Origin of the sequence: Janthinobacterium sp. 344 (genome assembly GCF_900112025.1) — a bacterium.
GTDB lineage: Bacteria > Pseudomonadota > Gammaproteobacteria > Burkholderiales > Burkholderiaceae_D > Janthinobacterium.
In genome coordinates this window covers 600,466-617,734 of the sequence record NZ_FOKL01000002.1, presented here as the reverse complement: position 1 = coordinate 617,734, position 17,269 = coordinate 600,466, and the positions used below count along the sequence as shown (strand labels likewise).

The following is a 17,269-nucleotide window of genomic DNA, read 5'->3' as shown; positions in this document are numbered from 1 at the left end:
AAATTGTGCCGCCGGCGGGGTTGCTGCCGGCAGTGCGCGGTCTCCCGGACGATGGTAAGGGAGGCCTTGTTCAGAAGCAAGCGCAAGGAGGCAGGCGCGCGCCACGAATGCAGACGATTTTTGCCATTATTTGACGCCAGGCCAGTTTATTAGCTTATTGATGCAAAAACCGCCAGAAGCAAGCGTGACAGAACATGTGCCATTGGCTCTGCGCTGGCAGCGGCTGCGTGCCGCCTATCGCATGGCCAACCTGGCAACCCACCACGTGCTGGGTTTCGCCATCAAGGGCGTGCTGCTGGCGTATTTCGCCTTCGCCGTGCTGTTCCTGTTCCTGCGCTACGCCATCCTGCCGAATATCGATTACTACAAAGGCGATATCGAGCGGGCGGCCAGCCGCGCGCTGGGCAATCCCGTGAGTATCGCGCGCATTTATGCTTCCTGGCACGGCGTGCGGCCGAATCTGTTTCTGGCCGACGTGACCCTGCGCGACCACTCAGGCCGCCAGGCGTTGAGCCTGCCGAGCGTGTCGGCCACCGTATCGTGGTGGAGCGTGCTCGGTTCCGTGCGCTTTGACACCCTGGAAATCACGCGGCCCGACCTGGACGTGCGGCGCAGCCAGGATGGCAAGCTGTATGTCGCCGGCGTGCTGGTCGACAATAACCAGGGCAGCGATGGCAAGGGCGCCGATTGGCTGCTGTCGCAGCACGACATCATTATCCGCGACGGCAAGGTGCGCTGGACGGATGAGGCGCGCGGCACGCCCGAGCTGGCGCTGGAACAGGTCAATTTGTTGCTGCGCAACCGCTGGCGCAGCCACCGCCTGGGCCTGCAGGCGACACCGCCCGCCAGCCTGGCCGCGCCGATCGATGTGCGCGCTCACTTCACGCATCCGCCTTTCAGCACGCGCATCTCGGATGTGTCGATGTGGAAGGGGGAGTTGTATGCGGACTTGAAAAATGCCGACCTGGCCGCCTGGCGCCGCTACCTCGATTATCCGTTTGAAGTGAGCCAGGGCAAGGGCGCCCTGCGCGCCTGGCTGAGCCTGGATCACGCGCGCCTGGCCGGTTTCACGGCCGACGTGGGCCTGAGCGACGTGCAGGCGCAGCTGGGCCAGCATATTGCCCCGCTCGACCTGCTGACGGTGAGCGGACGCATTTCCGCGAAAGAAGAGCTGTCGGCGCAGGTGCCGGATGGCAAGCCGACTTTCGGCGCGAATGGCCATCAGGTGGAACTGACGAATTTCGCGCTGGAAACGCGTGATGGCCTCCGCTTGCCGCCGACCACCCTGTCCGAACGCTTTATTGCCGCCACGAAGCGCAAGCCGGCGCAGACGGAAATCGCCGCCAAGTCCCTCGACCTGCAAACACTGGCTGCGCTGGCCGACAAGTTGCCGCTGGGGCAGCAGCAGCGCCAGCGCCTCGATGCCCTGGCGCCGCGGGGACGCCTGGAAGATTTTTCCGCGCAATGGCAAGGCGACATGGCCGCGCCCGCCAGCTACCGCCTGCGCGGCAAGCTCGTCGAGCTGGGCCTGAATGCACAGCCGGCACGCCTGGCCGTGGCGAAGACGGCCAGCAACCCCGCGCAGGCCGCCGCCCCAGCCATTCCAGGCTTCGACCACTTGACGGGCACGATCGATGCCAGCGACAAGGGCGGCACGCTCAGCATCGCCGCGCAGGACCTGGTGCTGCAACTGCCTTCCTACCTGAGCGAACCGGCCATGCCGTTCGAACAATTTGCCATGCAGGCGCGCTGGACGTTTGAAGCGGAGAACATGCTGAAAGTCGCGCTGGACAAGCTGGACTTCGATCAGCAAGGCTTGCGCGTGGCCCTGCATGGCTCGCACCGCATGCCGCTCGACGGCAGGAACCTGGGCCAGGTGGATTTGACGGGCACGATCGACAATTTCCAGATCAACACCATCGGCCGCTACCTGCCCATGCAAACGCCCGAGCACCTGCGCCATTGGCTGACGGGCGCGCTGGAAGGCGGCGTGGCGCGCGACGTCAGCCTGCGCCTGCGCGGTGAACTCGACCAATTCCCGTTCAATGCGGCCACGCCGGCGCAGCGGGGTGCCGCCCAGCGCAACCGGGGCGAGTTCCGCGTGGCCGGCAAGATCGACAACGGCACCCTGAATTACGCGCCGGGCGAATTTGCCGAAAGCGGTCCGCTGGCCGGCAAGGCGCCGCTGTGGCCGCAGGCGGAAAAGATCAAGGGCAGTTTCCTCTTCGAACGGGCGCGCATGGAAATTCGCGGCGACACGGCCACCACGGGCGGCGTGGCGCTGACGAACGTGAAAGCCGTGATTCCCGATCTGACCGTGTTCGACACCTTGCTCGATATCGACGGCAATGCGGCCGGCCCGATGCAGGAATTCCTCAAGTACGTGACGGCCAGCCCCGTGCTGGGCTGGATCGAGCATTTCACGGATGAAACGACGGCCACCGGTAACGCCAAGCTGGCGCTCAAATTGCATCTGCCGATCGAACGCCTGATGGAGTCGACGGTGCAAGGCAGCTTGCAGCTGGCCGGCAACGACGTGGTGCTGTTCCACGACATGCCGCCCGTGCTGGGCACGCAGGGCAAGATCGAATTCAACGAGAAGGGCGTCAACCTGAATGGCTTGAATGGCAGCTTGCTGGGCGGGCCGCTGGCCATCTCGGGCGGCACGCAGGCGGACAATTCCATCCAGGTCAAGATTGCCGGTAACATGACCATCGACGGCTTGCGCAAGACGTATCCTGCGCCCGTGCTGCAGCGCCTGGCCAAACACTTGAATGGCGGTGTCCGTTATAACGGACTGATCACGGCGCGCGACCACCAGGTGGTGGTGAACGTGGAGTCGCCGCTGACAGGACTGGGCCTGGATTTTCCCGCGCCCTTGAAAAAGGCGGCGGGCGACAGCCTGCCCGTGAAATTCACCCTGACGGGCAACGCGGCGAATGCGGCCGGATTGCGCACGGACGAGATCCGCATCGCGCTCGGTTCCGGCATCGCCGCCCGTTACCAGCGCCAGAAGCAGGGCAAGGAGCCATGGCGTCTGGTGCGCGGCGGCATCGGCGTGAACGTGCCGGCGCCGGAACCGGATAGCGGGATGATGCTCAACGTCAATATGAAGTCGCTCGACGTGGATAGCTGGATCGATGCCGGCAGCGAAATCGCCGGGAATGGCACTACTCCATCCGATGCGGGCGCTGCCGATGGCGAGGCGCCCGATATCGCGCAATATGTGGTGCCCGACATGATGGCCGCGCGGGCCGGCGAACTGATGCTGGGAGAGCGCAAGCTGGAAAACGTGGTCGTGGGCGCCACCCATCAGAAAGATGTATGGCAAGCCAATATCGATGCGAAGCAAGTGTCCGGTTATGTGACGTGGCTGGAAACGCCGTCCGGCCTGGGCAAGATGACGGCGCGGCTGTCTTCGCTGATCATCCCGGAATCGGCGGCCAACGATGTGAAGAATCTGCTGGAGGGAAAAAGCGGCGCGCAGTCGATTCCGTCGCTCGATATCGTCGCCGAGCAATTTGAACTGTTCAACAAGAAGATCGGCCGCCTGGAGTTGCAGGCGTATAACACCATGGCGGCCGGCGGGCGCGAGTGGCGCGTGGGCAAGCTGCAATTGTCGAATCCCGATGGCGCCCTGAGCGGCAATGGCAAATGGGTCATCAAGGATGGACTAAGCACGACCAGCCTGCGCTTCGGCCTCGATATCGTCGATGCGGGCAAGCTGCTCGACCGCTTCGGTTTCGTCGATACCGTGCGCCGCGGCAAGGGGCGCCTGAGCGGCGACATCGCCTGGAACGGCTTGCCGTACTCGCTCGACATCCCCACCTTGTCCGGGCAGATCGAGATGAACGTGGAATCGGGCCAGTTCCTCAAGCAGGACCCGGGCGCGGCCAAGCTGCTGGGCGTGCTCAGTTTGCAAGCTTTGCCGCGTTTGCTGAAGCTCGACTTCCACGACGTGTTTTCCGAAGGCCTGGCTTTTGACGGCATCACGGCCAACGCCAGCATCAAGCGCGGCGTGGTGACGACTGATAACCTCAAGATGCATGGCGTGGCGGCGACCGTGCTGATGGATGGCAAGGCCGACATCGCCAATGAAACGACGAATTTGCACGTGGTGGTGATTCCCGAGTTCAACCTGGGCACGGGCCCGCTTGTGTACGCGCTGGCCGTCAACCCCGTGATCGGCCTGGGCAGTTTCCTGGCGCAATTGTTCCTGCGCGCCCCCGTGATGAAGGCGCTGACCTATCACATGCAGATCGCCGGTCCCTGGAAGTCGCCCGTGGTGACCAAGCTCGATGGTGGTAAATTGGAACCTGTCGCCGTGCCTGCCGCCGCGGCGGAGGCGGTGGCGAAATAGGCCAGGCGTTTGAATGGACAAGAGGTGGAGATGATGCACACAGTCGCAGCGATACAAATGATTTCCTCGCCCTCCGTGGACGATAACCTGGCCACGGCCCGGCGCCTGGTGGCGCAGGCGGCAGCCGGTGGCGCCATGCTGGTGGTGCTGCCCGAATACTGGGCCATCATGGGCCGGCAGGAAACGGACAAGCTGGCCCATGCGGAACAGCCCGGCAGTGGCCCCATCCAGGACGGCATGGCGCAGATGGCGCGCCAGCACGGCATCTGGCTGATCGGCGGCACCTTGCCCCTGATCTCGGGCCAGGAAGGTAAAGTGCTGAACACGACCCTGGTGTATGACCCGCAAGGCGAACCGGCCGGGCGCTACGACAAGATCCACCTGTTCGGTTTTACGCGCGGCGCCGAATCCTATAATGAGTCGCGCACCATCGTGCCCGGCGCGCAGGTGCGCTCGATCGAGACGCCGTTCGGCCGGGTTGGCCTGTCCGTCTGCTACGATTTGCGCTTTCCCGAGCTGTACCGCGCCATGGGCGATTGCGCGCTGATGGTCGTGCCGGCCGCGTTTACCCACACGACGGGCCGCGCCCACTGGGAGGTGCTGCTGCGCGCGCGCGCCATCGAAAACCAGTGCTATGTGCTGGCCTCGGCGCAGGGCGGCCTGCATCCGAACGGCCGCCGCACCTGGGGCCACAGCATGCTGATCGACCCCTGGGGCGAAGTCAAAGCCGTGCTGCCCGAAGGCGAGGGCGTGGTCAGCGGCGAGATCGATCCGCTGTTTTTGGCCGGCGTGCGCGAATCCTTGCCCGCATTAGCCCACCGCACCATGTAAATGTAAAGAATAGATAGCCATGAAGCCATTTGAACCCAATCTGTCCAGCCTTGCCGTGGCGCGCGAAATCCTGCTGACACCGTTCGGCCTGGACGAAGACAAGCTGTTGAAAGCCCTGGGCACGATGTTTACGCACAAGGTCGATTACGCCGACCTGTACTTCCAGTTCACCAAGAGCGAAGGCTGGAGTCTGGAAGAGGGCATCGTCAAGACGGGCAGTTTTTCCATCGACCAGGGCGTGGGCGTGCGCGCCGTGTCCGGCGACAAGACGGCGTTTTCGTATTCCGACGAGATTTCCGAACGGGCCCTGCTGGAAGCGGCAGCCGCCACGCGCACCATCGCGCGCGCCGGCGCGGGCAAGGTCAAGATTGCGGGCCACATGCTGCCGCAGGGCGGACGTTCCCTCTACCTGCCCAACGATCCGCTGGCCTCGCTCGATGCCACGGCCAAGGTGCAACTGCTCGAGCGCGTGGAAAAGATGGCGCGCGCGAAAGATCCCAGAGTCGTGCAAGTGATGGCGGGCCTGGCCGGCGAGTATGACGTGGTGCTGGTGTTGCGCAGCGACGGCGTGCTGGCGGCCGACATCCGTCCGCTGGTGCGCGTTTCGCTGACCGTGATCGCCGAGCAGGATGGCCGCCGCGAAACGGGGGCGGCCGGCGGTGGCGGGCGCTACAGCTATGACTATTTCACCGATGCCGTGCTGGAACAATACGCGACGGACGCCGTCAATTCGGCACTGGTCAACCTGGAAGCGCGCCCCGCGCCAGCCGGCCCGATGACCATCGTGCTGGGACCGGGCTGGCCCGGCATCTTGCTGCACGAGGCGATCGGCCACGGCCTGGAAGGCGATTTCAACCGCAAGGGCTCGTCCGCGTTCTCCGGCTGCATCGGCGAACGGGTGGCCGCCAAGGGCGTCACCGTGGTCGACGACGGCACGCTGGCGGGCCGCCGCGGCTCGCTCAATATCGATGACGAGGGCAATCCCACGCAGTGCACGACGCTGATCGAGGATGGCATCCTGAAAGGCTATATCCAGGACACGATGAATGCGCGCCTGATGAAGATGCCCGTGACGGGCAATGCGCGGCGCGAGTCGTTCGCCCACCTGCCCATGCCGCGCATGACGAATACGTATATGTTGGGCGGCGACAGGGACCCGGGCGAGATCCTTGCCTCCGTGAAAAACGGCTTGTATGCCGTCAATTTCGGCGGCGGCCAGGTCGACATCACCAATGGCAAGTTCGTCTTCTCGGCCAGCGAAGCGTACATGATCGAGAACGGCAAGCTCAGCTATCCGGTGAAGGGCGCCACCCTGATCGGCAATGGGCCGGACGTGCTCAACCGCGTTTCCATGATCGGCAACGACATGCGCCTCGATTCGGGCGTGGGCGTGTGCGGCAAGGAAGGGCAAAGCGTGCCCGTGGGCGTAGGCCAGCCGACCTTGCGCCTCGATGGCATCACGGTGGGCGGGACTGCCTGATTTTTCGGACAGCGTGAGGCCAACGCGATGGCCGGATGACGCCCTCCGGGCCAATCCGACCTGCTTTTTCCCAGACGGCGCGGTCGGGTTGGCGCACGTTGCGCAAGCCGGCACCACGGCCGGCCGCGTCAACACGGTAGTCGGATGACGCGTGGCTTCGCCCCGCCAATCCGACCTTGTAGTATTCGACCTGCGCTGCCGATTTCTCAGAACTTGTATTTCACCCCCGCACTGAAAAAGCGTCCCGCCGCACCCGCGTAGTCGAGCGGGTTGTAGCCCGTGGCGCCATACGTCAGCGGGTCCAGCGGGGCGACCTTGTCGAACAGGTTTTGCACCGTCGCATACACTTCCAGCTTGGGCGTGGCCAGCCAGCGCGCCGTCAGGTCCACCGTGGTGAACGAGGCGATGCGGCAGCCGTGGGGCGCATCCGTGCCGTCGGCGAAGTGCGTGGCGCAGCCGTCGGGATCATTCTTGAACAGCACGTTGTCCAGCGATGCGCGGTAGTTGACGTTGGCGGTGACGCGCCAGGCCTGGCGTTCCCAGGTGGCGCCCAGGTTGATGCGGTCGTCCGGCGTGCCCATGCAGTTCGACACATCGCAATTGCCATGTGTGCCGGCGAAGTCGCGCTGCGTGCCGTCCTGCTCCGTGCGCAGCCATTTGTACAGATGCGTCCATTTCACGTCGAATGTCAGGTTGCCATAATCGCCGCCCAGGTTGAAGCGCTGCCGCGCGTCGACATCGAGGCCGCGCACCGTCGTTTGCGCCGAATTCACATAGTTGGCGAGCACGGCGGTGATGGCGCCGGGATCGCCGGCAATGCCCGTGGCGGTCGACGGGTCGCGCGCCACATGGCCTTCGGCGATCGCCGTATCCGTCTGCTCCTGGTTGATTTCGTTCTTGCGGCGGATTTGCCACAGGTCGACGGAAATGCTGGTGCGCGGCAGCGGGTCCCACACGGCGCCCACGGAATAGCTGCGTGAACGCTCGGGCGACAGGTTCGGATTGGGCGAGGTGATGACGGCGATCGAGGCGGGATCGCACGCGACGGTGACGCCCAGCGCGCAGCGCAGCGGGTCGCTGGCGGTGGAAAACGCGGCCAGGCCGCCAACGCCGTTTTCCGCCGCGCTGGGGGCGCGAAAGCCCTTGGCGAACGTGCCGCGCAGGGCCAGTTCACGCACGGGCGTCCATTTCACGCCCACTTTCGGCGTATAGGAATTGCCCACGTCGGTGAAATGGTCGGCGCGCAGGGCGCCCGACAGCTCCAGGTTGCGCAGCACGGGCGCCAGCACTTCCGCATAGATGGCCGAGGCGTTGCGGCTGCCCTTGTAGGCCGAGTAGCCGAGGCCGATGATATTGCCCCGTTCCGTACCCGTGGTGGGCTTGAGTTCCGTCGCTTCGTGGCGGAACTCGGCACCCAGGGCCACGCCCAGGGCACCGCCGTCGAGCTTGCCTATTTCGCGGCTGGCCTTGAAGTCGATCTGTGCGATGTGCGTCTTGGCATCGTTCGAGATGCGCGGCGACAGCGCCGCATACAGCGCGGGCGAATTGAGGCCCGCGTTTTCCGCGATGCGCCACAGGCTGCCGGCCGGCAAGGCCGCATACGCGGGATTTGTGCTGGCGGCCGCCACGTTGGCGGCGGTCGGGTTGAGCAGGGCGAAGGCGACGTCGCGCTGCAGGTAGCCGCCCTGGTCGTTCGAGACCTTGTTTTGCGAATACAGCAGCGCGCTGTCGATGTCCCAGCCCGCCACGGCGCCCTTGATGCCGGCGACGAAACGCGTGAAGGTGGAATCGACTTCCGAGGTGCGCGGCCCCACGTCGGCCGCCAGGTAGCGCAGCCGCGCAGCCGTGCCGAAATACGGGTTGTCCGGGTGGTCCGCGCCCAGCGCCACGCCCGCATTGCTGACGGGCCCGCCAGGAAAGCCAACCGAGCCGCTGACGGTCGACGGCGTGGTGGCCGAGTTCGATTCGCTGTGATACAGGTTCAGTTCGGCATACGTCTGCAGTGCCGGCGTCAATTGCCAGGCGGCGCGGCCAAAGAAATTGATGTTCTTTTGCTTGGGCTGGATCTGCCCGTATTGTTGCGCCGCGTCCGTCAGGCAGCCGCCGCCGGGGTCGCCCTGCGGATGGTTCGTGAAGTTGCTGCAGGCGGCGCCGGGGAAGGTGCGCGTAAATCCCACGCCGGCCAGGTTGCCCCGGTTGTAGTAATCGAGCGTGTCCGGATTGCGCACATTGCCGTTGACGGCGCTGCCGGCCGCGTTGTTCGTGGTGATGGCGCCGGCGCCGCTGAGGGTTTCCTGCGCGCTGAAGCCCAGGTCGCGCAAGTCGCTGCGGCCGACGGCGCCCCGTCCGGCCCGGTCGCGGTTCCAGATGGCGGCCTTTTCGCTGTATTCGAGGTTCAGCAGCACGTTGTAGCGGTCTTTGTCGATGTCGCCAAAGCCGTGCGTGATGGCGGCGCGCGCGTCGCGTCCGTCCCAGTCCTTGGTCTTGCCGTAATTGCCCTTGATGGCCGTGCCCTGGTAGTCGCGCCGCAGGATCACGTTGACCACGCCGGCGATGGCATCCGAGCCATAGATGGCCGAGGCGCCATCCTTGAGGATTTCCACCCGCTCCACCGCTTCCAGGGGAATGATGTTCAGGTCGGCAAATACTTTCTGCCCGTCGTCGGCCAGGCCGTACGGCGCCACCCTGCGTCCATTCAGCAGCACCAGGGTCGAGGCCGTGCCCAGGCCGCGCAGCGACACGCCCGACGCACCGGCCGCAAAGCCGTTGCCGAACGTAGTGGGAACGGAGCCCTGGTTGTCGACGGCCAGGGTTTGCAGCAGTTCGGCCACGCTGGACTTGCCCGATTTTTCAATGTCGGCCGCGTTCAGGGTTTGCACGGGCGATGCCGTTTCCGCTTGCGCGCGGCGGATGTTGGAGCCGGTGATTTCCACGCGGGCAATCGGTGCGGCATCCTGTGCCAGCACGGGCAGGCTCAGCAGGGCACCCGCCAGGGCCAGGCCCAGGCGTGGCGGCGAGATGCAGACGGGAGGGGCGAAAGTTTTATGGATCATGCTGTTCTCCGGGTAAGGTCAGACTGTCAAAGGGGATCGATGCGTCCTTGAGTCTTGTCCTTGCAGGCAGCGCGGATTAGATATTGATCAGAAGTGTGTCGCTTGCCGCCGCCCGCGGTGGGGATCGTGGCGCGTTCGCCACGGCGGACACAGCGCTGGTGCGGGCAGGCGCACGCCATCCGCCTGCGCCGTGGCAAGGTCGCTTGCGGTACCGGGCACGCGCAATTTTTGATGCTTTTTTGCGCGCTGTGCAGTGTGAAACGGCAGCGGCATGCGGCTTTGCCGACAAATATGCTTGCCAACCCTTGCAATTTAGGTTTATAGTCGTTCATCACTTACGGATGACTCGCATGTTCGCTCGCCACTTTTTTACCGCTTACTTTTACTTTAGCAATTCCAACCCAAAGGCGGTGGAGTAGCGGTCGGTTCACGTAGCAGCAAAAACGAGATCCCAGCAAATTCTAAAAAACCGCCACTGATGGCGGTTTTTTTTTACCCAGATGTTTTACCCCTGTTTAAATTTTGGAGAAAATGATGCCCCGCACCGATGATTTGCGTATCCGCGAAATGAAGGAATTGACCCCGCCGTCCCACCTGATCCGCGAATTCGCCTGCTCGGAGCAAGCCGAACAGACAGCCGCCAGCGCCCGCATCGCCCTGCACCGCATCCTGCACGGCCAGGACGACCGCCTGATGGTGGTGATCGGCCCGTGCTCCATCCACGATACCAAGGCGGCCATGGAATATGCGCGCCTGCTGGTCAAGGAGCGCGCGCGCTTCGCCGGCGAACTGGAAATCGTCATGCGCGTGTACTTCGAGAAGCCGCGCACCACGGTGGGCTGGAAGGGCCTGATCAATGACCCGTACATGGACAACAGCTTCCGCATCAACGATGGCTTGCGCATGGCGCGTGAACTGCTGCGCGACATCAATGAACTGGGTTTGCCTGCCGGTACCGAATTCCTCGACGTCATCAGCCCGCAATACATCGCCGACCTGATCAGCTGGGGCGCCATCGGCGCGCGCACCACGGAATCGCAGGTGCACCGCGAGCTGGCGTCGGGACTGTCCTGCCCCGTCGGCTTCAAGAATGGCACGGACGGCAATGTGAAAATCGCCGTGGAAGCCATCAAGGCCGCCTCGCAGCCGCACCATTTCCTCTCCGTCACGAAGGGCGGCCACTCGGCCATCGTCTCGACCAATGGCAATGAGGATTGCCATATCATCCTGCGCGGCGGCAAGACGCCGAACTATGACGCGGCCAGCGTGGACGAGGCCTGCAAGGCCATCGCCGCGCAGGGCCTGGCGGCGCGCCTGATGATCGACGCCTCGCATGCGAACAGCTCGAAAAAGCCGGAAAACCAGATTCCCGTGTGCGCCGACATCGCCAGCCAGGTGGCGGCGGGCGACGGCCGCATCGTCGGCGTGATGGTGGAATCGCACCTGGTGGCGGGCCGCCAGGATCTGATCCCCGGCAAGGAACTGATCTACGGTCAATCCGTCACGGACGGTTGCATCGACTGGAGCGCCAGCGTGGCGGTGCTGGAAAACCTGGCGCAAGCCGTGAAGCAGCGCCGCCTGCAGGGCGACGCGGAGTAATTTGAGGTGGCGCGCAGCATGAAAAAAAGCCCGGAAAGCTAAGCTTTCCGGGCTTTTTCAGTTGTTAGCTGGTAGCAGTTGCGCAGCAGCTTAGAACTTGTAGGTGGCGCGCACGTAGAAGGTACGGCCCAGCGGATCGGCGAAACGCGGATCGTAGCCGGACTGGAAGGTACCGATCTGGTTACTGAACGGTGGATCCTCGTTCAGCAGGTTCTTCACGCCGACGGTGACTTCCGTGTTCTTGAAGCCGGAGTAGGCACCCGACAGCGACCATACCGAGTACGCCTTGACGCTTTGCTCGAATTCAGGATCGACGTAGTTCTGGTCGCGGTAGCCGCTCATGTACTTGTTCGACAGGGTGGCGTTCCACTTGTCCAGATTCCATTGCAGGGAGGCATTGTGTCTCCAGCGGAAGACCGGTGCATTGTCGCCATACACGCCGACGTTTTGCACGAACTCGCCGCCGCGCTCATTCTGGTATTCATACTTCTGAACCCAGGTACCGTCGAAGTTGAACGTGAAGTTGCCGTACTGGCTGCGTGGCAATTTCCAGTTCAGGCCCAGGTCGATGCCCGAGGTGTGCATTTCACCCAGGTTGCCCAGGGTGGCCAGCACGTAGTCGAGCTTGCCGTCAGCCGTATAGATGAAGTTGCTCTGATACTTCTCGTAGTTGTCGAACAGGGTCTGTTCGGCCACGGTACCGATCTTGTCGCGCAGCTTGATCTTGAAGTAATCGAGCGATACGGTGACCGATTTGACCGGCTCGATGACGATACCGGCGCTGAAGGTCTTCGATTTCTCTGGACCGACGTCCGGATTGCCACCCGAACGGATGTATTGCTGCGCGCCGCAGGCGACGTTGCTGTTGGCGCCAGGAATGGCGACGCCGCCCGGGCACAGGCGCGGGTCGTCATACTTGTTGGCCGTGAAGGTCTTGGTTTGCGGGCCATGCAGGTCATACAGGGTTGGTGCGCGGAAACCGGTATTGTAGGAGCTGCGCAGCAGCACCTGGCTCGTTGGCTGCCAGCGTACGCCGACTTTCGGGTTGAAGCTGCCGCCGACGTCGTTGTAGTGGTCATAACGGGCGGCCAGCGACAGTTCCAGATCTTTCACGACTGGAATGCTCAGCTCGGAGAAGATGGCGGCGATGTTGCGGCTGCCCGACTGGTTCTGCGCTTCGGCGTAGCCGGAGCTCGATGCCTGGCCAGCCAGGTCGCGGTTCACATTGTATTCCGCCTTGTCGTTGCGGAATTCCGTGCCGACGGCGAAACCGACGGCGCCGGCAGGCAGGTTGAACAGCTCGCGGCTGACCTTGGCGTCAACTGCCGTGCTGGTCATCTTGGCGCTCAGGTACTCGCCTTTCAGCACGGAGTCATTCAGGTAAGCCTGGCCGGCGGCGCTCTGTTCGCCGAACGGATTCAGGATGCCGCTGCCAACGCCGTCGATGATGCGCTGGTCGTTCAGGTAGCCGCCCGTGAAGGCGCTGGTGGCCTTGCTGACGGAGTAGCTGAGGCCAACGTTATAGTCCCATGCGCCCAGCACGCCTTCGGACGCCAGTACCAGGCGGTCCGAGGTACTGGTGTCGAAGCCGCGGCGCTGGCCCGATGCCACTGGACGCCAGCTGATGTCCAGCGCTTCGCCCGACAGGCCTGCCACAGCGGGCACGCCGCCGCTGCCGCCTGGGTAGTAAGGCGAGCTCGACGACATGAGGATGCCGATGTTCGACATTGGCGGCGGCGAGATGGCCGCTTCGTTGGTGCTGCGCGAGTGCAGGTATTCGATGGTGGCCAGGTGATCCTGGTTCAGCTTGAAGCTGGCCTTGCCCAGGAAGGATTCCTGCTGGGTCTTGGGAATGGCCTGGATGAACGGTGTGACATCCATGGCGCAGGTGCTTTTGCCCGAGGTGTTCTTGTACAGGTTCGGACCCACGCAGCCGGAAGCGAAGGCCGGGTTGCCGATCACGCCATTGCCCGTATCGTAGAAGTTGGCAGGGAAGGTGGTGCCGCTCAGGTTATCGACGCCCTTGCTCGGGATGTAGCCGCTCTTCGAGAAGGAACGGTCGGCCGCGCTCAGCGCCGACTGGCGGTGCACGTCGACCACGCCGAAGACGTTGAAGCCGTCTTTGTTCAGGTCGCCATAGCCGGCGGACAGGTTCAGGCGCGACTCGTCGCCGCCGCCCGATTTTTGTGGCTCGTAATGTTCGACGGTCACGGAACCGCCCTTGACCGAGCGCTTGGTGATGAAGTTGATCACGCCGCCGATGGCGTCGGTACCGTAGATGGCGGAAGCGCCGTCACGCAGCACCTCGACGCGTTCCAGGGCCGAAATAGGAATGATGTTCAGGTCGACGGACGAGCCGTTGAACGGGTGGCTGGCGATACGGCGGCCGTTGAGCAGAACCAGGGTCTTGTCGCCGCCGATGCCGCGCAGGTCGGCAACGGACTGGCCGCCGGTACCGGAGCCGACGGATTGCGAGCTGCTTTGCGAGCTTTGATTCATGGAAATGGTGGACAGGACTTCCTGTGCCGTCGTCAAGCCTTGCTTGGCGAAATCGTCAGCCTTGATCGAGGTGATCGGCAGCGCGGTTTCCGACGCCAGGCGCTTGATGCTCGAGCCGGTCACTTCCACGCGCTGCATGGCGCCTTCTGTTGTTTCTTGGGCATATGCAGCGTGCATGCCCAGGGCCAGACTACCAGCAAACATGAGGCGCAGCGACCGCGATATTACACTTTCAATCATCATTTGTAATTCCTTGTTTTTGTGATAAAGGTAGCAATTATCTTGATATAAGTTGTTGCTTGCTAACAATTAATTTGCTTCTTTTTAAATTCGCCAGTGAAAATTCGGTAAATTTTCTGGACCCTCATCAAAACATTCACCATTCAGATTGTCAATTTCGTGCAGGCTTTTTGGACGAAATGCAACAAATTGCTAATCTTTTTGCATTACTTCAGTAATAAAATATCGCGGACCCTTGTCAGGTGTGCTCAGATGGGTAAAATAAAACGGCGCACATCATGACTGATGGCGCCGTTTCTGGTACTGCAGGCAAACGCTGCTCAGCGTTGCCCTTTCATCTCTGTTTCAGCCAATCTCCCTTAGAACGTATAGCTGCCACGCAAGTAGTAGGCGCGTCCGATCGGATCCGTGTAGCGCGGGTCATAGCCTTTCTGGAACAAGGTGCCCTGGTTCGAGAACGGCGGTTCCTTGTCGAACAGGTTTTTCACGCCGGCCGTCAGCAGCAAGCCTTTCCAGACATAGCTGCCCGACACGCTCAGCAGGCTGTACGACGGCACGTCGTGCTTGTATTGCGGGTCCACATTGTTCTGGTCCGTGTAGCCGGACTTGAACGTTTGCGACACGGTGGCGCCCCAGTTGCCCTTGCGCCAGTTCAGCGCTGCCGTATGCTTCCAGCGGAACACGGGGTTGTTGTCCGCGTAGCGGCCCACGTTGGAAATGAATTCGCCGCCGCGTTCATTCTGGTAGTCATATTTATGCGTCCAGGTGCCGTCGACCGACACGCTGAAATCGCCATACGCGCCGCGTCCCAGGCGCGCATTGAGGCTCAGGTCGATGCCGTCCGTTTTCACTTCGCCCAGGTTGTCGTTCAAGTCCAGAATTGCATACGGCGAACCATCGGGATTACGCAGGAACAAGTCCTTGTACTTCTCGTAGTTGCCATAGATCGATTGCTCGGGCAGCGAGGAAATCTTGTCCTTCAGGTGGATGTTCCAGTAATCGATGGCAACGGTCACTTCCTTGATGGGCTCGAGCACGAGGCCGAAGGCAAACGTGGTGGATTTTTCCGGCTTCAGCTTTTCATTGCCGCCTTGCAGCTTGAACTGCTGCAAGTCGCAATCGCGCAGGGGATTGGCGCCAGGCTGGGGCACGCCGCCCGGGCACAGGATGGGGTCGTCATACGAATCGTTGGTGTCGTTCTTCGATGGCGGCGCGTTCTTTTCAAACAGGGTGGGGGCGCGGAAACCCGTGCTGGCCGAGCCGCGCAGCACCAGCGCGCTGCTGGCCTGGTAGCGCAGGGCCACCTTGGGATTGGTGGTGCTGCCCACGTCGCTGTAATGGTCGAAGCGGGCCGCCAGCTGCACTTCCAGGTCCTTGATCACTGGCAAGTTGATCTCGCCGAAGACAGCCTGGATCGTGCGCGAGCCATCCTTGGACAGCGAGCCGGACAGGCCGGAGCTGGCGGCCTGGCTGGCGATCTCGCGGTTCACATTGAACTCCGCCTTCTCACGTCGCAGTTCGCCGCCCAGGGCGATGGCCAGCGGACCGCCGGCCAGTTGCATCAGTTCGCGGCTGCCCTTGATGTCGAAGCCGGTGGTGGTGACCTTGGCGTTCTGTACTTCGCCGCGCAGGGCGGTGCTGTCCAGGTAAGCCTTGCCGGCCGCATCCTGCATGCCGAACGGATTCAGGATGCCGTTGAGCACGCCAGCGGCAAAGCCCGCATCCTGTACATAGCCGCCCGTAAATTTCTCGGACGACTTGCTGATGGCATGGCTCAGGCCTGTCTTGTAGTCCCAGCCCGCCAGTTCGCCTTCGACGGCCACGACCAGGCGGTCTGCCTTGCCGTCCGAATCGATCTGCCGCTGGCCCGCTTCCACGGGGCGCCAGTTGACGCTCAGCGGCTGGCCCGACAGACCCGGCTGGGCCGGTACGCCGCCCGCATTGCCCGGATAGTATTTGCTGGTGTTAGGCAGAATCAGGCCCGTTTGCGGTGGTGGCGCCGTGCGCGCCTTGACCTTGTTTTCCGAATGCAAGTATTCCACGGTAGCCAGGTGCCCGCCGCCCAGCTTGAAGGCGCCCTTGCCGAAGAAGGCCACTTGCTCCTGTTCCGGCAGATCGTCGATCTGGCGCGTGTAATCCTGGCGGCAGGTGCCATTGGCGGCCGCGACCGACAGGGGCGGATTGCATCCCGTGGCCGCGTAAGGATTGCCGGCCAGGCCGTCGCCGCCGTTGGCGGCCGCGTCAAAGTAATTGCCGGGGAACGTCGTGCCGCTGGTCAGCGACAGGCCGCGCGAAGGAATGATGCCGGTCTTGGAGAACTCGCGGTCTTGCGAGGTCAGCACTTTTTGCTTGTGGTAGTCGACCACGCCGAAAATATTGTAGCCATCCGTGTCGAGCTTGCCGAAGCCGGTGGACAGGTTGATGCGGTGTTCGCCGCCGCCCTTGTGTTCCGGGGCGATTACCTCGGCGGTGATATTGGTGACGTTGATCGAGCGCTTGGTGATGAAGTTGATGACGCCGCCGATGGCGTCCGTGCCGTAGATGGCCGAGGCGCCGTCGCGCAGCACTTCGACTCTTTCCAGCGCGGCGATCGGGATGATGTTCAGGTCGACGCTGGCGCCGTCATACGGGTGGTTGGCGATGCGCCGGCCGTTCAGCAGCACGAGGGTCTTGTCGCCGCCCAGGCCGCGCAAGTCGGCACTCGCCTGGCCGCCTGTGGGCAAGCCGCTGGTGTTGCCGCCGACAGCATTGCCGCTGCCCATGCTGGATGAATTCGAGGGGATCTTGCTGAGGACTTCCTGGGCCGTGGTCAGGCCCTGCTTGGCGAAATCCTCGGCCTTGAAGATGGAGAGGGGGGTGGCTGTTTCCGATACCAGCCGCTTGATGGAAGAACCGGTGACTTCAACGCGCTGCATGCCGGCCGTATCGCCGGTTTCCTGGGCCAGTGCCGGCTGGCTGAGGATGCCGGCGGCGAGTCCGCCGGCGCAGATCAAACGGATGGAACGGGACAGGCATATTTCTCTAATCATGTTCAAGACTCCTGATGAAGCGGTTGGCTAAAAGGGCAAGAACGGCCGCACCGGTAAGCGCGTCCGAGAATATTGAAAAAATCTAAAACTGTTTACACGTTTTCAATTGATCGAATGTAATGATTGGCAAAACTCTTTGTCAATACCGCTTTGTACTTTGTGTTTTTAAACAACGGCT

7 protein-coding genes are annotated in these 17,269 nt (G+C 62.8%); 4 read left to right on the top strand and 3 right to left on the bottom strand.

All coding sequences use genetic code 11. The features are described 5' to 3' along the window. Window positions 1-184 precede the first annotated feature (184 nt). Genes BM193_RS08970 through tldD form a run of 3 tightly spaced genes read left to right on the top strand, consistent with a single transcriptional unit; the run spans window position 185 to window position 6,671 of the window. On the top strand, window positions 185-4,360 hold the full coding sequence (locus BM193_RS08970) for a YhdP family protein (RefSeq protein WP_368087089.1): 4,176 nt from the start codon (window positions 185-187) through the stop codon (window positions 4,358-4,360). Between the two features lie 30 nt (window positions 4,361-4,390). Further along, window positions 4,391-5,191 (top strand): carbon-nitrogen hydrolase family protein, encoded by an 801-nt coding sequence (locus tag BM193_RS08965; RefSeq protein ID WP_092798193.1) that lies wholly within the window; start codon window positions 4,391-4,393, stop codon window positions 5,189-5,191. 19 nt (window positions 5,192-5,210) lie between these two features. Continuing rightward, the gene (gene tldD, locus BM193_RS08960) at window positions 5,211-6,671 is read left to right on the top strand and encodes a metalloprotease TldD (protein ID WP_092798194.1); all 1,461 of its coding nucleotides are present in this window, start codon (window positions 5,211-5,213) and stop codon (window positions 6,669-6,671) included. A 206-nt stretch (window positions 6,672-6,877) separates the two neighbouring features. On the opposite strand, the gene BM193_RS08955 is transcribed toward tldD, so the two are convergent. Beyond that, on the bottom strand, window positions 6,878-9,724 hold the full coding sequence (locus BM193_RS08955; RefSeq protein WP_092798195.1) for a TonB-dependent receptor: 2,847 nt from the start codon (window positions 9,722-9,724) through the stop codon (window positions 6,878-6,880). 534 nt (window positions 9,725-10,258) lie between these two features. Between BM193_RS08955 and aroG the strand changes: the two genes are divergently transcribed. Beyond that, window positions 10,259-11,323: a 3-deoxy-7-phosphoheptulonate synthase AroG gene (gene aroG, locus BM193_RS08950; protein WP_092798546.1), complete on the top strand. Its 1,065-nt coding sequence runs from the start codon at window positions 10,259-10,261 to the stop codon at window positions 11,321-11,323. A gap of 90 nt (window positions 11,324-11,413) precedes the next feature. Here aroG and BM193_RS08945 read toward each other — a convergent pair whose 3' ends face one another. After that, window positions 11,414-13,960 (bottom strand): TonB-dependent receptor, encoded by a 2,547-nt coding sequence (locus BM193_RS08945; protein WP_254785965.1) that lies wholly within the window; start codon window positions 13,958-13,960, stop codon window positions 11,414-11,416. A 461-nt stretch (window positions 13,961-14,421) separates the two neighbouring features. Further along, window positions 14,422-17,091: a TonB-dependent receptor gene (locus BM193_RS08940; RefSeq protein WP_092798196.1), complete on the bottom strand. Its 2,670-nt coding sequence runs from the start codon at window positions 17,089-17,091 to the stop codon at window positions 14,422-14,424. Between the last annotated feature and the right edge of the window lie 178 nt (window positions 17,092-17,269).